Below are 23002 nucleotides of genomic sequence, written 5' to 3' on the forward strand. Positions count from 1 at the left end.
AACAAGCTTGCAGCGCTTGATGTGTAAGCGCTGCAAGCTCTTGAATTGATAGTGAAGCTTATGCGCGAGCGGCTTGCACCTGAGCCGTCTGCCGCTGGCGGGTGAGCGCCGCCAGCACAAAGGTGATGATCAGCGTGGGCAGGGCCGAGCCCATGGCCTGGCTCAGATAGGGTATCAGGTGGTAGCAGGCAATACCCAGCAGCCAGAGGGTGACGGCGTCCCAGCGCACAGGCGGAGCCTTGTGCATCAGCTCCTGGGCGTTGGCGCCAAAGGACAGGCGACCCAGCACCACGCCAAACAGCGGCACAAAGCAGGAACTCAGAATCAGCAGAAAAGGCTCCAGGCTGTGCATGGGCAGCACCAGCGCCAGCAGCGTGCAGACCGTGGCAATCAGCAGGCCCCAGTGGCGAATGCTCCAGCGGGGCAGCAGGCTATGGGCCGACATGGAGGCCGAATAAGCATCGCCATAAGCGTTGTCCACCTCGTCGATCAGCACCAGCGACAGGGCAATCAGCCCGCCTTGTGCCAGCAGCAGGGCGGTCACCAGATCCTGGCTGGGCAAGGTCAGGGCCACCAGCACGCCCAGCGAATAGCACCAGATGTTGGCCAGGGCAAAGCCCGTCCAGGTGCCGGTCAGCGCGGATTTGCCGCTTTTGCCATGGCGCGCATAGTCGGCCACCAGCGGCAGCCAGCTGATGGGCATGGCAATCACCAGATCCATGGCCGAAAGCACACCCATGCTGCCGTCGCCCGAACGGTTCCACAGCTGGGCAAAGCCCTGGGCTTGTGCCATGCCCACAAACTGCCAGCTCAGCCACAGCAGCGACAAAATCACCAGCGGCAGAGCCACGCGCGAGACGATGCGGCGCACCAGCTGCACCATGGAGCCGCTCATGAGCAGCAAGATCACGCTGCCCCATAGCAGCGTGACCACCCAGGGCCAGTAGCTGGCCGCCATGCCCCCGCTCTGGCGGCCCAGGGCCAGCGTGGCATCGCGCATCACCACCAGCTCGAACGTGCCCCAGCCCAGCAACTGCACGATGTTCAGCACAATGGGCAGTTGCGCAAAGCGGCGGCCGTAGACGCTGTGCATCAGTCCGGCACTGGCCAGGCCGCTGTCGCAGCCCAGCTTGCCCACCCAGCCCAACAGACCCGCGCCTATGCAGGAACCCAGGACGATGGCGCCCAGCGCCTGTGCGGGGCTGAGTGCGGGCAGCAGATAGGCGCCCATCTGCATGACCAAAAGGCCTACGCCCAGACTGAACCACAGCGAGGCGTGGTCGCGCCACAGGAACACGCGCTGGTGCTCGGCCACAGGCGCCAGGGCCTCGTTGCCAGGGGTGGAAGTGGATGAATTCATGAATGCTCCGCCAGTAAAACGAAGCAGGGGCCGTGGCCGGTGCAGGCGGGTGGCGTTCTTGCATGGCAAGTGCCTGGCCTTGGATACCGTGAACAGCTTCCCTGCGCGAGGATGATCTCGGGCAGGCTTGGGTCTTGGCGACCCTGCCTGCGCAGTCAGGTTCAAAGGGACTCTCTCAGCCCCGGCGCTGATGCCACCGGGACACCCCTAGCGTGTGTGCTGCAGACCTGTGGACTGCAGCAACGCAGGCAATTTTGCCAGAGTTGCTGCGCAGGCTCTGTGTCCTGCCATGGGCTGCAAGGGCGAGACTGTCGTGCATAAAGAGTGGCAATGAGGTTGGTTGATGCGACCAGGTGAGTCGGGTGGGGCTAGAAGTTGCGAGAAAAGCGGCCATGTCGGCAAGTGCTGTGCTTGCAAATGCTTGCAATTGAAGAGGTCTGGATTTAACCCCGTTGCGGTGGCTGGCGCGTTTGAGCAGATGTCATGGACATCAACCCAGGAGCCAACCACCATGCAGACCTCTTCGATGCGCTTCAGTCTTTCGTCTTTCCATCTCTCGCGCGCCAGCTTGCTGCGCGCCGTCTGCGCCGCTGCGGCCATGGCGGCGTTCGGGACCGCAGGCACTGGCCATGCCCAGACTCGTACGCTGGCCGACATCAGCATTGTGGAACGCGCCAGCGGCCGTGTGCTGCCCGTGTACCGCCAAGGTGGCGAGCTATGGGTGGCGGGTCGCCCGGGTGCCAATTACGCCGTGCGCGTGCGCAACCGCACGGGCGGCCGCGTGCTGGGCGTGATCAGCGTCGATGGCGTCAATGTACTCACCGGCAAGACGGCAGTCTCCCGCGCTCAGGACGGCTATGTGTTCGACGCGGGTGAGCAGGCCGACATCCTGGGCTGGCGCAAGAGCCAGGATCAGGTCGCCGCTTTTTATTTTTCTTACAGCGAGATGTCTTATGCCAGTCGCACGGGTCGCCCCGGCGACGTGGGAGTGATAGGCGTGGCACTGTTCAGCGAGAAGCAGCCCGAAATCGTTTATGAAAGTCCTCGCCGCAGCTCGCGTCGGGCCGAGGACAGCCAGCAATCTTCTGTGGCGGCCGAAGCGCCCATGGCCGCCGATGCTGCAGCTCCCGGAGCTTCGGCCAGCGGCTCGGCCCGCAACTCATCGGCCGAAAAGCGTGCTCCCCGTGCTGCGGCTCCCGCTCCTTCGCTGGGCACGGGCCATGGCGTGGTGGAGAACTCCTATGCGGGCACCACCGAGTTTGAAAGTGCCTACAGCCGGCCCGAACAGCTGGTGCGTATACGCTATGACAGCTATGCCAACCTGGTGGCCAAGGGCGTGATTCCCCAACCCCGGCCACAGTCCGTGCCGTCTCGTTCGCCACGCGCTTTTCCCGGCGATGACGCTTATGTACCCGATCCTCCCCGTTACTGACGAGGCCTGCCCGGCATGAGGGTGGTGTCGGGGGCGGCGGTATTTGCATAATCGTGGCATGGCCGAACTGCCGCCCCCCCAATCAACGATTGCCGACGAGGAACTGATGCTCGCCTATGCCGCTGGCGAGGCAGCGGCATTTGTGCCCCTGTACCGCAGACACAGCCTGCGGCTATGGCGCTATTTTTTATCGCAACACCGGCAATGCAGCGCTGGCCGAGGATTTGAGTCAGGACTTGTGGTTTGCGCTTGTGGATTGCGCTGGAGGCTATGAAGTTCGTAGCAAATTCACCACCTGGCTCTTCACCATGGCCCATCACAAGCTGGTGGACCATTGGCGTCGGCAAAAGCCGGGCTTGAGTCTGTCGGCCGATAGTGAGGAATCCCAGCGCCTGGCCGAGAGCCTGTTTGCCGCTTCGGGCTTTGAGCCGGATCACAGTCTGAATCGTCAGCTCATGGCCCAGGCCTTGCTCGATGCGCTGGCAAGCCTGCCCCTCGAGCAGCGCGAGTGCTTCTTGCTGCAGGTGGAGGCCGATATGTCGCTGGCCGAGATTGCCGCCGCAACCGGCGTGAACGAAGAAACGGCCAAAAGCCGCTTGCGCTATGCGCGCGCCAAATTGCGCAAGGCGCTGGAGGAACTGGCATGAGCCCGAAAACCGAGAATTCATCAGCCGGACCCCAGCATGATGCGCTGCGCGATATCTATCTGGATGCCGTGCAGGGCGATGTCGGCCCCAGTGCGCAAAGCAGCGAGCGCATTCTGGCCCATGCCAAGGCAGGGGCAGGGCGGGTCGGCAGCAGCGGCGAGCACGACGCCAGCACCGCATCTCAACCCTCGGTCAAAGCTGCTGCCAACGATAGCTTCTGGCTGCGCCAGGCGGTGGCCAGTGTGGCTGCCATAGGGCTGGTCGGCTGGCTGGTGATGCAGCATATGGCGGGCTGGAATGACGCAGGCAAGCGGGAGTCTGTCGGAACTGGCTCGGGTACGGCTGTGCATGAGCCGGCCAGGGCTGCAGCTGAAGAGTCCGCCAATTCGGCGGCCGATTCGTCTTTGGATACCGGCAATGCCCAGCCGGCAGCAGCGCCCCGAGCAAATGCAGCGCGTAGCCGCATGGCTGCTCTCATGCCTGCATCGCCGGCACCTTCTTCGGCACCGCCGCTGGCCCAGTCGGCCGATCAGCTCCCCGACCAATCCGCAGCCAGCGTGGCGCGACCCGAGGCTAAAGAAACCAGGAGCGCGAAGCAGTCGCGGCAAGAGACGCAACTGCCTTTGTGCCCTGAAGAGCAGGCGCCGCCTGCTGCTGTACAGGCCGAGAAAGTGACGCCATCGGCAGCCGCTGCCTCAGCGGATATGGCGGCCAAAGTACCTGCCCAAACACCCGCTGTTCCCAAGGTCAATTCCGGGGCTGAACCGCCGACTCCTGCATGCCGGCCGCGCCCGCCGGCGCTCAAAACCCCGGGAAAGTCAAACGAGGCTGAGACGGACGAGCCCGAGCCAAGGCCTTGACGCGACGTGTGGCTCTGATAAAAGCAGGAGCATTCAACGTAAGCCCTGTTTGCATTTGTTCACAAAATCAGGGGTGAAACAGGGTGCAGGCAGGCAAAAAAAAGCCCGCGCGAGGCGGGCTGTGGTGATGGTCTGACCAGTGCTTCTCAGCGCTGATGTGAATCCATGTTACTGGATTTTTGCCTTTTTGCGCAGATCGTCCTGGAATTGCTGCAGCTTTTGCTGTTGCAGCTGCTGGCTGATCTGTGGCTTGACGTCTTCAAACTTGGGCAACTCGGCCTGGCGCTCGTCATCAAGGCGGATGATGTGCCAGCCAAATTGGCTCTTGACGGGCGCTGGAGTCATTTCGCCCTTTTTCAGCTTGACCAGGGCTTCGGTGAACTCGGGCACGTAGTTGTTGGGGTTGGCCCAGTCCAGATCGCCACCGCGAGCACCCGATCCGGGGTCCTTGGATTCTTTCTTGGCGATGTCTTCAAACTTCTTGCCGGCCTTGACTTCGGCAATGATGGCCTTGGCGCGGTCTTCGGACTCCACCAGGATGTGGCTGGCCTTGAGTTCCTTGCCGCTGTTGGCAGCCACGAACTTGTCGTACTCGGCCTTGGCTTCGGCGTCGGTCACGGCATTGTTTTTCTGGAAGTCTTCAAACAGGGCGCGGATCAGTATCGTCTGGCGGGCCATTTCCATTTGCTGCTTGTAGGCGTCCGAAGCTGCCAGACCACGGCGGTTGGCTTCCTGCATGAAGATTTCGCGGGCGATGACTTCGTCCTTGATCATCTTGTCCATTTCGGGCGTCACGGGCTGGCCGCTGGCTTCGATCTGGGCCTTCAAGGCGCTCACGCGGGCCACGGGCACCGCCTTGCCGTTGACGATGGCCACGTTCTGGGCCGAAGCGGACAGGGCGGCAGCGCCCAGAACAGCGGCGGCCACGATGCGGGCCAATTTCTTTTGATTCATGCTCATTCGAATCTTGATTGAGAAAAGTGAATAAAGTTTCTTCCAATACGCAACAGGCTCCGTGAAACGGAGCCTGCGGTCATAACGGTAGTACGTTCTCAGAGAACTTCAATGGCGATGGCATGAACACCCTGGTCAATGAAGTCTTGCAGTGCATCATACACAAGGCGATGGCGTGCAACGCGGCTTTTGCCATCAAACGCAGCCGCTGCAATGCGCACGCGAAAATGCGTGCCCACGCCGCTGTCGTTGGCACCGGCATGGCCTGCGTGCTGGTAGCTTTCGTCGATGACTTCCAGCTGCGTGGGCGACAGGCGCTGCTGCAGTGCGGCGGCCATGTTCTGGGCGGTGATTTCGGGCAGGGATGGTGCGCTCATGACTGCTTGTCCTTGGTATCGGCCGATTCCTGGGGCAGGTAGCGGCTCATGTAGATGGCCTGGGCAATCACAAACACCAGCATCAATCCCATGCCGCCAAACAGCTTGAAGTTGACCCAGGTATCGGTGTCGAAGTTGTAGGCAATCCAGATGTTGAGTGTGCCCATGGCCGCAAAAAACGCCGACCAGGCCCAGTTGAGCTTGAGCCAGATGGCGTCGGGCAATTGCAGTTGTCCGCCCATGACGGAGCGCAGCAGGTTCTTTCTGAACACCAACTGGCCGATCAGCAATGCGCCGCCCATGAGCCAGTACAGCACCGTGGGCTTCCATTTGATGAAGTTGTCGTCGTGGGCCAATAGGGTGGCGCCGCCAAACAGCACGATGACGCCCAGGCTCACCCATTGCATGGGTTCGACCTTGCCGTTCTTGAAGCGCAGATAGGCAATCTGCGCCACTGTGGCGACGATGGCCACGGCTGTGGCGGTGTAAATGCCCCAGACCTTGAAGGCCACGAAAAACAGGATGATGGGGAAAAAGTCGAGCAGCAGCTTCATGCGCGAAAGTTTAAGTAGTTCTGCGGGGCGAGCGGGCCGCTAGGGCACCGGAGGTATCGCTTCAATCTTGCATCATGCACCAAGGCAGCGATCCGTACGGCCTCAAAGCCTTGTGCAACGGACGGGAACTGCTATCAAAGCTGATGCAGCTGTCAAGGTGTCGGCCCAGAGGAGAACCCGCTGAAAGCACTGATGGATCAAGCGCCTTCAGCTCTTATTTTTAAGACTCGGGGTTCTGAAAATCCAGCGAGGCGGAGTTCATGCAGTAGCGCAGGCCGGTGTCGGTAGGGCCGTCGGGAAAGACATGGCCCAGGTGCGCGCCGCAGCCGCTGCATACGGTCTCGGTACGCACCATGCCGTGGGTACGGTCCACGATGTTGGTGATGGCGCCGGGCACCGCCTGGTCGAAGCTGGGCCAGCCGCAGCCCGCGTCAAACTTGGTGTGCGAGTCAAACAGCTTGGCTCCGCAGCAAACGCAGTGGTAGCTGCCATCGGCCCAGAACTGCTCGTACTTGCCGGTGAAGGGGCGCTCGGTGGCCGCGTGGCGGGTGACCTGGAAGGCCGCAGGTTCGGCCCCCTTGTCCCGCAACAGTTCTTGCCACTCTTGATCGGATTTCTGTACAGGAAAGCTCATGAGGAACAGCTGATTTCAATGGAGGAAGCCCAGTCGGGCGGGAAGCCAGCCCAGTCTGCATGATCGGGATGGGGCGCATAAGGCGATTGGAGCACGGCCAGCATCTGCTGCACAGGGGCAAAATCACCGCCCTGGGCGGCGCGGATCACGGTCTCGCCCAGGTGGTTGCGCAGCACAAAGCGCGGATTGGATTTTTGCATCAAATCGGTCGCTTGCGCTTTATCTGTCTGCGCAAGATGCTCTGAATACATGAGCGACCAGGCATCGAAGCCGGCGCGATCCAGAATGATGTCGCGCAAGGGTTCGAAGTCGAGTGCGGCACCGGATGCAGCAGCCTGCTGCACGGCCTCGGTCAGGCGGGTAAAGAAGATGGTGTAGTCCACCTGGTTGTCGGCCAGCAGTTGCAGCAGGGGGTTGACCAGCAGGGCGAACCTGCCTTCGGCTGCCGGCGTGCCCGCTTCATCTTCGGGCAGGCCCAGCTTGCGCAGCATTTGCGTGGCGTAGGCGGCGGGAAAGACGCTTTTGTACGACTCCAGCGCTGCAATCGTCAGCTCTTCATCGCCGATCAGCGGCAGCAGGGCCTGGCCCAGGCAGTACAGATTCCAGTAAGCCACCTGCGGCTGGCGGTTGAAGGCGTAGCGGCCCTGGTTGTCGCTGTGGTTGCAGATATGGCCGGGATCGAAGGCATCGAGAAACTGGAAGGGGCCGTAGTCAATCGTCAGGCCCAGAACACTCATATTGTCAGTATTCATCACCCCGTGGCAAAAGCCCACGGCCTGCCACTGGGCCAGCAGGCGTGCGGTGCGCTCGCTCACGGCCTGCAGAAAATTGGCATAGGCGTTGCCCGCCAGCGTGGTGGCTGAGCGGCATTCGGGGTAGTGGCGGTCGATCACCAGATCGGCCAGGGCCTTGAGCTCGGCCTGCATGTCGCGGGCGGCAAAGTGCTCGAAGTGGCCAAAGCGCACAAAGCTCTCGGCCACGCGGGTGACGACGGCGGCACTTTCCATGGTCTCGCGGGCAATGGGCTGTGGCGAGCCAATCAGCGCCAGCGCACGTGTGGTGGGAATGCCCAGGGCAGCCATGGCTTCGCTGCAGAGAAATTCCCGAATCGAGGAGCGCAGCACGGCCCGGCCGTCACCCATGCGCGAGTAAGGCGTGCGGCCTGCCCCCTTAAGCTGGACTTCAAAGCCGGCTTCGGTTTCGCCCAGCAAGATGGCGCGGCCGTCGCCCAACTGCCCGGCCCACACGCCAAACTGGTGGCCGCTGTACACGCTGGCCAGGGGGCGGCTGCCTTGTGCCACGGCGTTGCCCGCCAGCACCTGCAGCGCTTCGTCGCTGGCCAGCCATTGGGGCGACAGCTGCATCCACTCGGCCGTGCTGGCGCTGGTGGCTATCCAGTGCGGGCTGGGCAGGGGCGTGGGTTGCAGATAGGTGAAAAATGCGCCGCCAAGCGCTTCAAAACGGCCGGACAGAGGGTCTGGCTGCGACCATTGCGGCGCGAAGGACGGGATGGAACGGGGCTGCATGCTCATGGCTGGATTGTCGCGCGCCGGGCTCAGCCTCATGGTCTGCAATGGCATGCAGTGAGGCGCTTGATCTGTCTTGGTGTTTCCCCGGGTGTTTCGCAGTGCAGGCTGAGGCATTTCAGAGGGAGTCGTCTCTTGCAAGGTCGCCCGGGGCGCACATTGGTGACAGTCCGCAGATGCAGCTGGCGGCGCCCACGGTAGGATGTGCCGCTGCCAAATCAACGATTTCTTGGAGACATGCCAATGTTGGGTCTGATGCAAAGCCAGCCGTTGCTGATTTCGTCCCTGATCGAGTTTGCCGCGCGCAATCATGGAGACGGCGAAATCGTCTCCCGGCGTGTGGAGGGCGATATTCATCGCTATACCTACAAGGATCTGGCCGGGCGGGCCCGCCAGTTGGCCAATACGCTGGACGGCATGGGCCTGGCCCTGGGCGAGCGCGTGGCCAGCCTGGCCTGGAACGGCTACCGCCATATGGAGATGTATTTTGGCGTCAGTGGTTCGGGCCGGGTGCTGCACACCATCAACCCGCGTCTGCACCCCGAGCAGATAGCCTGGATCGTCAACCATGCCGAAGACAAGGCCCTGTGCTTTGACCTGAGCTTTCTGCCTTTGATTCAGGCCGTGCATGCCAAATGCCCTCAGGTCAGGCAATGGGTGGCGCTGTGCGATGCCGACAAGCTGCCGGCCGATAGCGGCATTCCGGGTCTGATCAGCTACGAGGACTGGATTGGCGGCCAAAGCGATCAATACAACTGGCCGCTGCTCGACGAGAACACGGCTTGCAGCATGTGCTACACCAGCGGCACCACGGGCAATCCCAAGGCTGCGTTGTACAGCCACCGTTCCAGCACCTTGCATGCCTATGCGGCGGCTCTGCCCGATGTGATGAATCTCTCGGCCCGCGATTCCGTGCTGCCCGTGGTGCCCATGTTTCACGTCAACGCCTGGGGCATTCCCTATTCGGCCGCACTCACGGGCTGCAAGCTGGTGTTTCCCGGCCCGGCGCTAGACGGCAAATCGGTTTACGAACTGATAGAAGCCGAAGGCGTGACTTTTGCTGCCGGCGTACCTACGGTATGGCAGATGCTGCTCAGCCATATGAAGCCGGGCGGCCTGCGTTTTTCCAAGCTCAACCGCACGGTGATTGGCGGTTCTGCCTGCCCGCCGGCCATGATTTCTGCATTCCAGGATGACTATGGCGTCAGCGTGCTGCATGCCTGGGGTATGACGGAAATGAGCCCGCTGGGCACGCTGTGCACCTTGAAGAACAAGCATCTGAGCCTGCCCAAGGACGAGCAGATGAAGATTTTGCAGAAACAGGGGCGTGCGATCTATGGCGTGGAGATGAAGATCGTCAACGACGAAGGCAAGGAGCAGCCCTGGGACGGCAAGGCCTATGGCGATTTGCTGGTGCGCGGGCCCTGGATCATCGACAGCTACTACAAGGGCGAAGGCAATCCGCTGGTCGATGGCTGGTTCCCCACGGGCGACGTGGCCACGATTGATGCCGATGGCTTCATGCAGATCACGGACCGCAGCAAGGACGTGGTCAAGTCCGGTGGGGAGTGGATCAGCTCCATCGACATCGAGAACATTGCCATGGCCCATCCGGCGGTGGCCATGGCGGCCTGCATAGGCGTGCCCCACCCCAAGTGGGACGAGCGCCCGATTGTGGCGGTGGCCAAAAAGCCAGGGGCTGAAGTGAGCCGCGAAGAGCTGCTCAAATTCTTCGAGGGCAAGACAGCCAAATGGCAGATCCCCGACGATGTGGTGTTTGTGGATGCGATCCCGCTGGGGGCCACGGGCAAGATGCTCAAGACCAAGCTGCGCGAACAGCTCAAGGATTACAAGCTGCCCACGGCCTGATCCAGAGCGGCTTGAACGCCGATGCGGCCATCACCTAGCGGTGGTGGCCGTTTTTTTGCGCTGCGCGCAGATGTTTGGCGCGCTTTGAGCTGCCCTAATCGCTCGTTGCCGCTGCGTGGGCTCAGCGCATGGCAATGCGCTTGTTTTTAAATGAAACAGGCCTGTCGTCTATATCCGATAATTGCATGCAGCTTCTGTTTTGATAGCATTGCATTTTCTGTCTGTGAAGTCGCCAAGGTGATTGCCGCTAGGGCATTCACCGATCGGTGAATCCGGGATTGGCCTTTAGTCTGAGCCTCGCTCGAAAACCACCAACGGAGGCGCTTCATGAAGTTTGCAATCAAGGCTGTGGCGGCATCGGTGATCCTGGCGTGCGCCGGATCGGCCATGGCCCAAAAGGGTGAGACCATCAAAGTGGCCTGGCTGGACCCGCTGTCCGGTCTGATGGCCGCGCTGGGTTCCAATCAGCTCAAAAGCTTGCAGTACGCCGCTGAGGAAATCAACAAAAACAGTGCTTCGGGCGTGAAGTTCGAGATCATCGGCATAGACAACAAGCTCAGCCCCCAGGAAACCACGGCGGCTCTGCGCTCGGCCATGGATCAGGGCGCGCGTTATGTGTTCCAGGGCAATGGCTCCGGCCCGGCGCTGGCCATCATGGATGCGCTGGAAAAGCACAACGCCCGCAACAAGGGCAAGGAAGTGGTCTACCTCAATTACGCGGCGGTGGACCCCGACCTTACCAATAGCAAGTGCAGCTACTGGCATTTCCGCCTGGATGCCGACACCTCCATGAAGATGGAAGCGCTGACCACGTACATGAAGGACATGCCCGAGATCAAGAAGGTCTATCTGATCAACCAGAACTACGCGCACGGTCAGCAGGTATCCAAGTACGCCAAGGACATGCTCAAGAAAAAGCGCCCCGATGTGGAAATCGTGGGCGATGACTTCTCGCCCCTGGCCCAGGTGCGTGACTTTGCACCCTATGTCGCCAAGATCAAGCAGTCCGGCGCCGACACGGTGATCACCGGCAACTGGGGCTCGGACCTGGCCCTGCTCATCAAGGCCGCCAACGATGCCGGCCTGAACAACGTCAAGTTCTACACCTACTACGCCATTGCCACGGGCGCGCCCACGGCCATGGGCGCAGCGGCAGCCGGCAAGGTTTATATGGTCGGCTACGGCCACCTGAACATGCCGGGCGTGATGGACAAGATCGTCAAGGGCTTCAAGGCCAAGGTCAACGAGGACATGTATACCGGCACCGTCTATACCGGGTTGAACATGCTCGATCAGGCCTTTGCCAAGGCCAAGAGCACCGATCCGGTGAAGGTGGCTGCGACCATGGAGGGCATGAAGTTCCAGAACTACAACGGCGACGTGGAAATGCGCAAGAGCGACCACCAGCTGCAGCAAGGCCTGTACATATCCCGCTGGGAGAAAGCCGGCGGCAAATACCCCACGGATTCTGAGAACACGGGCTATACCTTTGTCCCTGTGAAGTATTTCGAGCCCTATGTGGCCAGCACGCCCACCAGCTGCCAGATGAAGCGCCCCTCCTGAGGGCGGGGGCATCGTTTTTCTCTTTGGGGGCGCAAGCCCCCTTTTTTTGTACCCGGTGCTTTGCGTATTTGTGTTTAAACCTGGAACTTTTGCCGGCAAGTGCGATGAAGTTGTGCGCTTGTGTCGCCTAAGTGTCCGGTGACTGCTTTCTAGTCACTTGCGCGATAGTTTCTAAGGCATACCCCAGCGGCGAATTGTCGGCTTGACGTTAGATTGAAGTCAGTGCCAAGACCAAAGCCTTTGAAAGGGGACAAGTGATGAATTTGATGATGCGTACGCTCGCCGTAGCCACCATGACCGTCTGTGCCGGCGCGGCCTGGGCTCAGAAAGGCGAGGTGGTGAAGATCGGCTGGATCGACCCGCTCTCGGGTCTGATGGCCGCGGTGGGTACGAATCAGCTCAAGACCTTTCAATTGCTGGCCGAGGATTTCAATCGCAAGAACAGCTCTGGCGTGAAGTTTGAAATCATTGCGCTGGACAACAAGCTCAGCCCGCAGGAAACCACGGCCGCGCTACGCTCGGCCATGGATCAGGGGGCGCGCTATGTGGCTCAGGGCAACGGCTCGGGTCCGGCGCTGGCCATCATGGATGCGCTGGAAAAGCATAACAACCGCAACAAGGGCAAGGAAATGCTCTTCATGAATTACGCGGCGGTGGACCCGGATCTGACCAATAGCAAGTGCAGCTACTGGCATTTCCGGCTGGATGCCGATACCTCCATGAAGATGGAGGCACTGACCACCTTCATGAAGGACGAGGCCGATGTCAAGAAGGTCTATCTGATCAACCAGAACTACGGCCACGGCCAGCAGGTTTCCAAGTACGCCAAGGACTTGCTCAAGAAAAAGCGCCCCGATGTGCAAATCGTGGGCGACGACTTCTCGCCGCTGGCCCAGGTTCGCGACTTCGCACCCTACATCGCCAAGATCAAGCAGTCCGGCGCCGACACGGTGATCACCGGCAACTGGGGCTCGGATCTGTCGCTGCTGCTCAAGGCCGCCAATGATGCAGGCCTGAACAACGTCAAGTTCTATACCTATTACGCTTTTGGCGCCGGTGCTCCCACGGCCATGGGTGCGGCGTCCGACGGCAAGGTCTACGTGGTGGGCTACGGCCACTACAACATGGGAGCGCCGATTCAGGCCTCCATGAACGAGTTCAAGAAAAAGTTCAACGACGACCTGACGCAAAGCTCCATCTACCACGTGTTCGCCTTGCTCGATGCCGCTTTCGTGAAGACCGGCTCCACCGACCCCGTCAAGGTGGCAGCTGCGCTGGAAGGCATGAAGCTCAAGAGCTTCAACGGCGAGGTGGAAATGCGCAAGTCCGACCATCAGTTGCAGCAAGGCCTGTACATCAACAAGTGGCAGAAGGCGGGCGGCAAGTTCCCGTATGACGCCGAGAACACCGGCTATACCTTTGCGCCGGTGAAGTACTACGAGCCCTATGTGGCCAGCACCCCGACCAGCTGCCAGATGAAGCGCCCGTCCTGATGGCGTTTTTCCTTGAGGCCGCTCCAGGCCTGTTTCATGTTGCCAGACCGATAACGCCATACAACACCCGGGCGCGGCAACCCTCCAAATTCACTTCATACGCATTAGAGAGCAAGGCAACTCGATGACGCTGGAATTTTTCACCATATCACTGCTCAACGGCGTGAGTTACGGGCTGCTGCTGTTCATGCTCAGCTCGGGTCTGACGTTGATCTTCAGCATGATGGGCGTGCTCAACTTCGCCCACACCAGTTTTTACATGCTGGGAGCCTACTTCGCCTACACGCTCAGCGGCATCATCGGCTTTTGGCCGTCGCTGCTGCTGGCACCGCTGCTGGTGGGCGTGCTGGGTGCGCTGTTCGAGCGCTACAGCCTGCGCCGGGTGCACAAGTTCGGCCATGTGCCGGAGCTGCTGGTCACCTTCGGCCTGTCCTATCTGATTTTGGAAGTGGTGCAGCTGGTCTGGGGGCGCGGCACCGTGCCTTATGCCCTGCCGCCTGCGCTGCAAGGCCCGCTGTTCACGCTGTACGGCACGCAGTTCCCCAAGTCGCGCTCCTTTGTGATGCTGGTGGCGCTGCTGATGCTGGTGGCGGTGTGGCTGCTGCTGACCCGCACCCGCATCGGGCTGGTGATTCAGGCCGCACTCAAGAACCCCGAGATGGTGGAAGCGCTGGGCCACAACGTGCCGCGCGTGTTCATGCTGGTGTTTGGCGGCGGCTGCGCTCTGGCCGGCCTGGCGGGCGTGATCGGCGGCAACACCTATGTGACGGAGCCGGCCATGGCGGCGTCCGTGGGCTCCATCATCTTCGTGGTGGTGGTGGTGGGCGGCATGGGCTCGCTGGCGGGCGCTTTTGTGGCCTCGCTGCTGATCGGCGTGGTGCAGACCTTTGCCGTGGCCATTGACTGGTCGCTGGCCAGTGCGCTCAATTCCCTGGGTCATGCGGTCAACGAGTCCACGTTTGGCTGGCCGGTGCTCAAGCTCACCATCTCGCAGGTTGCACCCATCCTGCCCTACCTGTTCCTGGTGCTGATCCTCATCTTCCGCCCCAAGGGCCTGCTTGGTACACGGGGGGATTGAGCCATGTCTTCGATTGTCAAACCGACCATGAATTCTTCCATCGCAGCGAGCAGCCAGGATCAGGCGCATTACCGCTACAAGCCCCTGAACATGGGGCGCATCGTGATCTGGAGCCTGTTTGCGCTGGCGCTGATCGTGGCGCCCATGGTGTTCACCAGCTCGCTGGCGCTGACCATGCTCAGCCAGATCGGCTATCTGATCATCATCTGCCTGTCCTACAACATCCTGCTGGGGCAGGGCGGCATGCTGAGCTTTGGCCATGCCGTGTATACCGGCCTGGGTTCCTTCATCGCCATTCATGCCATGAACAAGGCCGGTGGCGGCGAATGGCCGATTCCGCTGGTGCTGATTCCCATCATCGGCGGGCTGGGAGGTATGTTCTTTGCCGCCTTGTTCGGCTATGTGACCACCAAAAAATCCGGCACCACCTTTGCCATGATCACCATGGGCCTGGGTGAGCTGGTGGCCTCCATGGCGCTGATGTTCCCCGAGTTCTTCGGTGGCGAGGGCGGCATCACCACGGACCGTGTCTACAGCAAGTTCTTCGGACTGGATTTCGGCTCCGGTCTGCAGGTGTACTACCTGATAGCCGTGTATTGCTTTGTGTGCACGGTGGCCATGTTTGCCTTTACGGGCACGCCTCTGGGACGCATGCTCAACGCCGTTCGCGACAACCCCGAACGGGTGGAGTTCGTGGGCTACAACACGCAGCGCGTGCGCTATTTCGCTTTCATCATTGCCGGCTTTTTCGCCGGTATCGGCGGTGGTCTGGCGGCCATCAACTTCGAGATCATCACGGCCATGGACAGCGTGAGCGTGGTGCGCTCCGGCGGCTATCTGCTGTTCACCTTCCTGGGCGGCGCCACCTTCTTCTTCGGCCCCATCATCGGTGCGGTGCTGCTGGTGCTGGCCTCGGTGCTGCTGTCCGAGCTGACCAAGGCCTGGCTGCTGTACCTGGGCCTGGTGTTCCTGCTGATGGTGATGTATGCGCCCGGCGGCGTGGCCAGTCTCATCATGATGAATCTGCGGATTGCCAAGTTCGGCCATCTCAAGCGTCTGCTCATGCCTTATCTGGGTGTGCTGGTCTCGGCCTTGATCATGGTCACCGGTGCAGCGGCCTTGATCGAGATGATCTACCACATGCAGCTCAACGCAGCGCTGGGGCCGAATGTCCCGTTCATGGGCACGCAGCTCGATACCAGCGCCGCTGCCACCTGGACGGTGGCCATCGTGGTGTTTGTCGTGGGTCTGGGCCTGCTGGAGGTCTTCAGGCGCATGACTTACCGCCGCTGGGAGCGCATTCAGGAAGCGATCGAAGAATCCATCAAGAAAGGGGAGGCTTGAGCCATGAGCAGCAGTGCCCAACACATTTCGGCAGTGCAGCAGGCCCAGCCCTATGCACTGGAGCTGCGCGATCTGCGCAAGAACTTTGGCAAGACGGAAATCATTCGCGGTGCGCAACTGGCGGTGAATGCCGGTGAACGCATCGCCATCATCGGTCCCAACGGAGCCGGCAAGAGCACGCTGTTCAACCTGATCAGCGGGCGCTTTGAGCCCACCAGCGGCGAGGTGCTGCTGCACGGCCAGCGCATCGACGGCAAAAAACCGTTCGAGATCAACCGCATGGGGCTGTCGCGCAGCTTTCAGATCACCAACATCTTTCCCAAGCTCAGCGTGTTCGAGAATCTGCGCTGCAGCGTGCTCTGGAGCCTGGGCTACCGCTACAGCTGCTGGCGCTTTCTGTCCAGGCTGCATGATGCCAACGCGCGTGCCACGGAGCTGATGGAGATGATAGGCCTGCACCGCAAGCGCGACACGCTGGCCGTGAACCTGACCTACGCGGAGCAGCGGGCGCTGGAAATCGGCATCACCATCGGCGGCGGCGCCAGCGTGATCTTGCTGGACGAACCCACGGCCGGCATGAGCAATAGCGAAACCGCCCACTTCATCCAGCTCATCAAGAAAGTGACCGAAGGCAAGACCCTGCTGACGGTGGAGCACGACATGGGCGTGGTCTTCGGTCTGGCCGACAAGATTGCCGTGGTGGTCTATGGCGAAGTGATCGCCTTTGACACGCCGGAAGCCGTGCGCGCCAATGCGCGTGTGCAGGAAGCCTATCTGGGCTCATCGGTGGCAGATCAGCAAGCAGGAGCGCATTAGATGAAGCACCTCCTGAGGCGCTGTGCGCCTTCCCCCTCTCTGACGCTGAGCGCAGGAGGGGGACGATACCTTCATCTGGGCGGCCCCGCCGCGAGGCGGCTCTTGCTCGGTGTCTCTCGCTTGAGCCATGCCAGTTTGAGTGGCAGCCTTCCTTTTGAAATCTGAGAGGACATCAGATGTTGAAAATCAGTAATTTGCACGCGTATTACGGCAAAAGCCATGTGCTGCACGGAGTGGACTTCGAGGTGCAGCCGGGCGAAATCGTGGCCTTGTTGGGGCGCAACGGCTCGGGCCGCTCGACCACGGCCAAGGCCATCATGGGTCTGGTGCACTGGGAGGGCTCGCTGGACTGGAAAGGCCAGAGCCTGACCGGCAAGAAAGCCTATGAGGTCGCTCATCTGGGCGTGGGCTATGTGCCGGAAAGCAGGGATGTGTTTCCCAATCTCACCGTGCACCAGAACTTGATGCTGGGGCAAAAAGGCAAGGGTCGCCAGAGTCGCTGGGGTTTTGACGATATGTATGCCATGTTCCCGCGCCTCAAGGAGCGTCAGCATACCGAGGCTGGCGTGATGTCCGGCGGCGAGCAGCAGATGCTCACGCTGTGCCGCACTCTGATGGGCGATCCGGACCTGATCATCATCGATGAGCCTACCGAGGGGCTGGCACCCAAGATCGTGGAGCTGGTGGGCGAATACCTTCAGAAGATCAAGGAGCGCGGCGTGTCCGTGCTGCTGATTGAGCAAAAGCTCACCATCGCCATGAGCATCTCCGACCGGGCTCTGGTCATGGGCCATGGCCACATCGTGTTCGACGGAACTCCCGACAGCCTGCGTGCCGACCAGAAGGTGCGCAAGGAGTGGCTGGAGGTTTAGGAAAAAGGCACACCGCTGCTCAGCGGTGCCGCTGCGCCCTCTCTTGCTTTGCGGGAGAGGGCGCAGTCATTGCTGAGGGGCGGCCCTGGTATTTCTGGTTGGGTGTGCGTCAGTCTTTGAGTCCAAGGGGATGTCTCTGCCGGGACAAACATCAGTTGCGCATTGCAGCAAAACTTGGAAAATAAAAAATGCACGATCGTTCTTTTCTATCGCATAGGGGACAACAGCATGACTGCTGAATACAAAGTGGACGGTGCCATTGCCGTCATTACCTTGAACAATCCGCCGGTCAACGGCCTGGGCCTGTCGACACGCCGCGCCATTGTGGCTGGGCTCAACCAGGCCAATGCCGACGCTGCCGTCAAAGCCATCGTCATCACGGGAGCGGGTAAGGCCTTCTCCGGCGGCGCAGACATCACGGAGTTCGGCAAGGAAGACGCTTTGCGCGAGCCGCACCTGATTTCCGTTCTGCAGCAGTTCGATCTGTCCAGCAAGCCTACGGTGGCTGCGATTCACAGCGTGTGCATGGGCGGCGGCCTGGAGCTGGCGCTGGCCTGCAACTACCGCATTGCGGCCGCAGGTACGGCAGTGGCACTGCCCGAAGTCAAGCTGGGCCTGCTGCCCGGCGCCGGCGGTACCCAGCGCCTGCCACGGGCACTGGGGGTGGAAACGGCGCTGAACATGATCGTCAGCGGCGAAGCCGTCAAGAGTGAGATGCTGGCCAGCATCCCCGGCCAGAAGCTGTTCAACAAGATGGCATCCTCGCCCGAAGCCCTGCTGGCCGAAGCCAAGGGTCTGGCGCTGGAAATGGCCGATGTGCGCCCCCTGCCGCGCGTGCGCGATCTGCCTTGCAAGCACCTCCAGGGCGAGGCTTACTTCGAGTTTGCCGCCACCATGGTGCAAGGTATGTCCAAGAACTTCCCGGCACCGGCGCGCTGCGTGGAAGCCGTGAAGTACGCCACCACCAAGAAGTTCGATGACGGCATGGCGCTGGAGCGCGAAGCCTTTATGCAGCTGATGCTGACGCCCGAGTCCCGCTCGCTGCGCCATCTGTTCCTGGCCGAGCGCGCCGCCTCAAAAATAGCCGATGTACCTGCCGATACGCCGGTGCGCGATATCCGCACTGTGGGCGTGATCGGTGCCGGCACCATGGGCGGCGGCATTGCCATGAACTTCCTGAACGCCGGCCTGCCCGTCACCATGCTGGAGACCAAGCAGGAAGCGCTGGATCGCGGCGTGGCCACGATTCGCAAGAACTACGAGGCCCAGGTCAAGAAGGGCAAGCTCAAGCAGGAAAAATACGAGGAGCGCATGGCGCTCTTGAGCACCACGCTGGACTACGCAGGCCTCAAGGATGCAGACCTCATCATCGAGGCGGTGTTCGAGGAAATTGGCGTCAAGCAGCAGGTGTTCAAACAGCTCGATGAAGTGGCCAAGGCCGGCGCCATTCTGGCTTCCAACACTTCCACACTGGACGTGGACAAGATTGCCTCCTTCACCAAGCGCCCACAGGACGTGGTGGGCATGCACTTCTTCAGCCCTGCCAATGTGATGAAGCTGCTGGAGGTGGTGCGCGGCAAGGCCACGGCCAAGGATGTGCTGGCCACGGTGATGAAGCTGGCTAAGAAGATCAAGAAGACGGCCGTGGTGTCCGGCGTCTGCGATGGTTTTATCGGCAACCGCATGATCGAGCAGTATTCGCGCCAGGCCGGCTTTTTGCTGGACGAAGGTGCCACGCCCCAGCAGGTAGACAAGGCCGTCGAGAAGTTCGGCTTTGCCATGGGGCCCTTCCGCATGGGCGATCTGGCCGGTAACGATATCGGCTGGGCCATTCGCAAGCGCCGCTATGTCGAGCAGCCCGACATGAAGTACAGCGCCAGCGCAGACCGATTGTGCGAGCTGGGTCGCTTCGGCCAGAAGACGGGTGCCGGCTGGTATGACTATGTGCCCGGCAAGCGCGACGCGATTCCTTCGGATGTCGTGGCCAAGATGATCGAGGAGCATCGCAAGAGCCTGGGTATCACGCCGCGCAAGATCTCCGATGAGGAAATCGTGCAGCGCCTGGTGTTCGCCCTGGTCAATGAAGGCGCGCACATCCTGGAAGACGGCATTGCGGGCAAGTCCGGCGATATCGACATGGTGTATTTGACCGGTTATGGCTTTCCGCTGTGGCGCGGCGGCCCCATGCACTACGCCGGTGAAGTCGGCCTGTTCAACGTGGTGCAGGCCATGGGCCGCTTTGCCCAGAACCCCAACGATGACGCCAAGTTCTGGCAACCCGCGCCGCTGCTGGCCAAGCTGGCGGCCGAAGGCAAGCAGTTCAGCTGAATTCAAGCGAGGCCGGGCCGCAATCTCCATGAACCGCCCCGGCTTGTGCCATACCAAGAACACAAGGACAGACCATGACATCCGCAGTGATTGTTTCTACCGCGCGCACTCCGCTGACCAAGAGCTGGAAGGGCGCATTCAATATGACTTACGGCCCTACCATGGGGGCGCATGCCGTCAAGAGCGCCGTGGAGCGCGCCGGCATTGATGGCGCAGACGTTGAAGACGTGATCATGGGCATGTCGCTGCCCGAAGGCACGACCGGCGGCAATGTGGCGCGTCTGATCGCTGTGCGCGCCGGCCTGCCTGTGACCACCTCGGGTCTGACCATCAACCGTTTCTGCTCCTCGGGTCTGCAGGCGATTGCGCTGGCCGCCCAGCGCATCATCGCCGGCGAAAACGATGTGCTGGTGGCCGGCGGTCTGGAGAGCATCTCCTGCGTGCAGCCGCATCTGAATCCGCACATGGCTTTCGATCCCGAGCTGACGGCCATGAAGCCCGAGGTGTACTGGAGCATGCTGCAGACGGCCGAACAGGTGGCCAAGCGCTACAACATCAGCCGCGATGCCCAGGACGAATACGGCGCTTCCAGTCAACAAAAGGCGGCGGCCGCCCAGGCTGCCGGTCTGTTCGATGCCGAAATCGCGCCCATGAAGACGGTGATGGGCGTGGCCGACAAGGTGCGCGGCCTGATCACCAAGGAAGTGCTGGCCAGCAAGGATGAAGGCATTCGCGAAGGCACGACCAAGGACGGCATCAGCGGCCTGCGCAGCGCGCTGCCCGGCGGCGTGATCACCGCAGGCAATGCCAGCCAGTTCTCCGACGGCGCCGGTGCTTGCACCGTGGTCAGCGAAGACTATGCGTCACGCAAAGGCCTCCAGCCCCTGGGGCGCTTCCTGGGCTTTGCCGTGGCCGGTTGCGAGCCCGATGAAATGGGCATTGGCCCGATTTATGCCATTCCCAAGGTGCTCAAGAAGCTGGGCCTGAAGATGGATGACATCGACCTCTGGGAGCTCAACGAAGCCTTTGCCGTGCAGGTCATCTACTGCCGCGACTATCTGGGCATTCCGGCCGATCGCCTCAATGTCAATGGCGGCGCCATCGCCCTGGGTCACCCCTATGGTGTCTCGGGCCAGCGCCTGACCGGTCATGCGCTGATCGAAGGCAAGCGCCGCGGTGCCAAGCGCGTCTGCGTGACCATGTGCATAGGCGGGGGCATGGGCGCGGCAGGCATCTTCGAAGTTCTGTAAGCGCCTGGATGTGAAAGCCGCAGTCCGGTCCGGATTGCGGCTTTTTATTTGAATGATTTACATTGTTTTGATAGCTGAATGCGCAATACCCATAAGCGCTAGAGCCGGTTTTTACTGAATCTGAGTAGATTTGACTAGAGGTTTGATATGCGTCTGCGTTCCACCATCGACTTTTTGCTCTATGACTGGCTCAAGACCGAAGAGCTCAATAGCCGTCCGCGTTTTGCCGATCATTCGCGCCAGACCTTTGATGCGGTGATGGACATCTGCGAGCGCATTGCCCGCGAGAAGTACGCGCCTTTCAACCGTACGGTTGACACGCAGGAGCCGCAGTTCGACGGCGAAAAAGTCATTCTCCCCGAATGCACTTATGAGGCACGCAAGGCCTTTGCCGAATCGGGCATGCTCAGCGCCGCGCAAGACTACGAGATAGGCGGCATGCAGCTGCCTTATACGGTGGAGGCGGCGGCCAACTGTTTTTTTGCGGCGGCGTCGATCAGCATAGGCTCCAATATGCTGACCAGCGGCAACGCGAATGCCATCCTGGTGCACGGCACCGAGATGCAAAAACAGGTGTTTGCCGCCAATGAATTCAACGGCCGCTGGGCCGGCACCATGTGCCTGTCCGAACCGCAGGCCGGCTCCTCGCTCTCCGACATCACCACCCGTGCCGAAGCCGATGGCCAAGGCTTCGAGGACGATCCTCTGGGGCCGCGCTATCGACTCAAGGGCAACAAGATGTGGATCAGCTCGGGCGACCATGAGCTGACCGAGAACATCGTGCATCTGGTGCTGGCCAAGATTCCCGGTGCGGACGGCAAGTTCATCCCCGGAGTCAAAGGCATCTCGCTGTTCATCGTGCCCAAGAAGCTGGTGGACACCGAAGGCAGGTTGACGGGTGAGCGCAACGATGTGGCGCTGGCTGGCCTCAATCACAAGCTGGGCTGGCGTGGCACGACCAATACGCTGCTCAATTTTGGCGAGGGCAAGTATCCGGTGCGCGGCGGCGCTGGCGCCCTTGGTTATCTGGTGGGAAAGCCCGGCGAAGGCCTCAAGTGCATGTTCCACATGATGAACGAGGCGCGTATATCCATTGGCATGGCGGCTTCCATGCTGGGCCTGGCCGGCTATTACGCCAGCCTGGAATATGCGCAGAATCGTCCCCAGGGCCGCCCCATAGGCGAAGGCGGCAAGGATGCGAGCAAGCCCCAGTCGCGCATCATCGAGCATGCCGATGTCAAGCGCATGTTGCTGGCGCAAAAAGCCTATGGCGAAGGGGCGCTGGCGCTGAACCTGTATTGCGCGCGCCTAGTGGACGAGCAGTACACGGGCTCGCCCGAAGCGGCCGGCCAGGCCAAGCTGCTGCTGGAAGTGCTGACGCCGGTGGCCAAGAGCTGGCCCAGCGAGTTCTGTCTGGAGGCCAATTCCCTGGCGATCCAGATTCACGGCGGCTATGGCTATACGCGCGATTTTGCGGTGGAGCAGTACTGGCGCGACAACCGCCTGAACATGATTCACGAGGGCACGCATGGCATTCAGGCCATGGACTTGCTGGGGCGCAAGGTGGTCATGGATGGAGGCAAGGGCCTGCAGCTGCTGGCCGGCCGCATCAATGCCTCCATTGAGCGGGCCATGGGCCGGGCTCAGCTCTCGGCCTATGCCAATCATCTGGCCAAGGCGCTGGCGGAAGTGGGCGCGGCCACCAAATCGGCCTGGGCTACCGGCAACCCTCAGGAGGCGCTGGCCAATGCCGTGCCCTATATGCAGGCATTTGGCCATATGGTGCTGGCCTGGACCTGGCTGGATGTGGCCCTGGCCTTGCTGGACAAGGATGAGGAGCTGGCCATTGCCGCGCACAAAGGTGGTATTGCGGCCATGCGCTATTTCTTCCACTACGAGCTGCCCAAGATCGGCGGCTGGCTGCAGGTGGTCAAATCCAGAGACATGACCTGTGCCCAGATGCGGGAAGAGGAGTTCTAGGCCTTTATCGCTCTGCATCCCCAAGAAAAAGGCCCGCTGATGCGGGCCATTTTTTGGAGAGGCTG

19 protein-coding genes are annotated in these 23002 nt (G+C 61.1%); 13 read left to right on the forward strand and 6 right to left on the reverse strand.

Translation table 11 applies throughout. The annotated features are described in order from the left end of the window. Positions 1-58: 58 nt before the first annotated feature. On the reverse strand, positions 59-1360 hold the full coding sequence (locus ACNAZA_RS09145; RefSeq protein ID WP_415796248.1) for a purine-cytosine permease family protein: 1302 nt from the start codon (positions 1358-1360) through the stop codon (positions 59-61). A gap of 511 nt (positions 1361-1871) precedes the next feature. On the opposite strand from ACNAZA_RS09145, the gene ACNAZA_RS09150 reads away from it, so the two are divergent. From ACNAZA_RS09150 to ACNAZA_RS09160, 3 genes are all read left to right on the forward strand, one after another. After that, complete coding sequence (locus ACNAZA_RS09150; protein ID WP_415796249.1) at positions 1872-2792, forward strand: hypothetical protein; 921 nt, start codon at positions 1872-1874, stop codon at positions 2790-2792. A gap of 140 nt (positions 2793-2932) precedes the next feature. Further along, complete coding sequence (locus ACNAZA_RS09155; protein ID WP_415796251.1) at positions 2933-3439, forward strand: sigma-70 family RNA polymerase sigma factor; 507 nt, start codon at positions 2933-2935, stop codon at positions 3437-3439. Next, on the forward strand, positions 3436-4299 hold the full coding sequence (locus tag ACNAZA_RS09160; protein WP_415796253.1) for a hypothetical protein: 864 nt from the start codon (positions 3436-3438) through the stop codon (positions 4297-4299). The genes ACNAZA_RS09155 and ACNAZA_RS09160 overlap by 4 nt, the downstream gene beginning before the upstream one ends. A 168-nt stretch (positions 4300-4467) precedes the next feature. Here ACNAZA_RS09160 and ACNAZA_RS09165 read toward each other — a convergent pair whose 3' ends face one another. The 5 genes from ACNAZA_RS09165 to ACNAZA_RS09185 form a co-directional block, all read right to left on the reverse strand. After that, the gene (locus ACNAZA_RS09165; RefSeq protein ID WP_415796255.1) at positions 4468-5259 is read right to left on the reverse strand and encodes a peptidylprolyl isomerase; all 792 of its coding nucleotides are present in this window, start codon (positions 5257-5259) and stop codon (positions 4468-4470) included. Positions 5260-5351: 92 nt separating this feature from the next. Continuing rightward, the gene (locus ACNAZA_RS09170; RefSeq protein WP_415796257.1) at positions 5352-5630 is read right to left on the reverse strand and encodes a BolA family protein; all 279 of its coding nucleotides are present in this window, start codon (positions 5628-5630) and stop codon (positions 5352-5354) included. Continuing rightward, complete coding sequence (locus ACNAZA_RS09175) at positions 5627-6184, reverse strand: septation protein A (protein WP_415796258.1); 558 nt, start codon at positions 6182-6184, stop codon at positions 5627-5629. Before ACNAZA_RS09175 ends, ACNAZA_RS09170 begins: the two co-directional genes overlap by 4 nt. A gap of 220 nt (positions 6185-6404) precedes the next feature. After that, the gene (gene msrB, locus ACNAZA_RS09180) at positions 6405-6818 is read right to left on the reverse strand and encodes a peptide-methionine (R)-S-oxide reductase MsrB (protein ID WP_415796259.1); all 414 of its coding nucleotides are present in this window, start codon (positions 6816-6818) and stop codon (positions 6405-6407) included. Further along, positions 6815-8350, reverse strand: a complete 1536-nt coding sequence (locus tag ACNAZA_RS09185; protein WP_415796396.1) for a protein adenylyltransferase SelO — start codon at positions 8348-8350, stop codon at positions 6815-6817. Before ACNAZA_RS09185 ends, msrB begins: the two co-directional genes overlap by 4 nt. Positions 8351-8587: 237 nt before the next feature. Here ACNAZA_RS09185 and ACNAZA_RS09190 point away from each other — a divergent pair, with 237 nt between their 5' ends. The 10 genes from ACNAZA_RS09190 to ACNAZA_RS09235 all read left to right on the forward strand — a co-directional run bounded on the left by ACNAZA_RS09190 (position 8588) and on the right by ACNAZA_RS09235 (position 22937). After that, positions 8588-10213: a 3-(methylthio)propionyl-CoA ligase gene (locus ACNAZA_RS09190; protein WP_415796397.1), complete on the forward strand. Its 1626-nt coding sequence runs from the start codon at positions 8588-8590 to the stop codon at positions 10211-10213. Positions 10214-10540: 327 nt separating this feature from the next. Then, a complete protein-coding gene (locus ACNAZA_RS09195) occupies positions 10541-11776 on the forward strand; it encodes a branched-chain amino acid ABC transporter substrate-binding protein (RefSeq protein WP_120967387.1) in 1236 nt (411 codons plus the stop codon). Positions 11777-12045: 269 nt separating this feature from the next. Beyond that, complete coding sequence (locus ACNAZA_RS09200) at positions 12046-13269, forward strand: branched-chain amino acid ABC transporter substrate-binding protein (RefSeq protein WP_415796398.1); 1224 nt, start codon at positions 12046-12048, stop codon at positions 13267-13269. A gap of 124 nt (positions 13270-13393) precedes the next feature. Continuing rightward, on the forward strand, positions 13394-14347 hold the full coding sequence (locus ACNAZA_RS09205; protein ID WP_415796260.1) for a branched-chain amino acid ABC transporter permease: 954 nt from the start codon (positions 13394-13396) through the stop codon (positions 14345-14347). Positions 14348-14350: 3 nt separating this feature from the next. Next, complete coding sequence (locus ACNAZA_RS09210) at positions 14351-15691, forward strand: branched-chain amino acid ABC transporter permease (RefSeq protein ID WP_415796261.1); 1341 nt, start codon at positions 14351-14353, stop codon at positions 15689-15691. Between the two features lie 3 nt (positions 15692-15694). Beyond that, complete coding sequence (locus tag ACNAZA_RS09215; protein ID WP_415796262.1) at positions 15695-16507, forward strand: ABC transporter ATP-binding protein; 813 nt, start codon at positions 15695-15697, stop codon at positions 16505-16507. Positions 16508-16683: 176 nt separating this feature from the next. Then, entirely contained in the window at positions 16684-17379 is a 696-nt protein-coding gene (locus ACNAZA_RS09220) for an ABC transporter ATP-binding protein (RefSeq protein ID WP_120967392.1), read from the forward strand. A 228-nt stretch (positions 17380-17607) separates the two neighbouring features. Continuing rightward, on the forward strand, positions 17608-19707 hold the full coding sequence (locus tag ACNAZA_RS09225; RefSeq protein ID WP_415796263.1) for a 3-hydroxyacyl-CoA dehydrogenase NAD-binding domain-containing protein: 2100 nt from the start codon (positions 17608-17610) through the stop codon (positions 19705-19707). A 74-nt stretch (positions 19708-19781) separates the two neighbouring features. Further along, positions 19782-20957, forward strand: a complete 1176-nt coding sequence (locus tag ACNAZA_RS09230) for an acetyl-CoA C-acyltransferase (protein WP_415796264.1) — start codon at positions 19782-19784, stop codon at positions 20955-20957. Between the two features lie 147 nt (positions 20958-21104). Continuing rightward, complete coding sequence (locus ACNAZA_RS09235) at positions 21105-22937, forward strand: acyl-CoA dehydrogenase (RefSeq protein WP_415796265.1); 1833 nt, start codon at positions 21105-21107, stop codon at positions 22935-22937. Positions 22938-23002: the final 65 nt, after the last annotated feature.

The sequence above is a fragment of the Comamonas aquatilis genome (genome assembly GCF_965139575.1).
Classification (GTDB): Bacteria; Pseudomonadota; Gammaproteobacteria; order Burkholderiales; family Burkholderiaceae_C; genus Comamonas; species Comamonas aquatilis.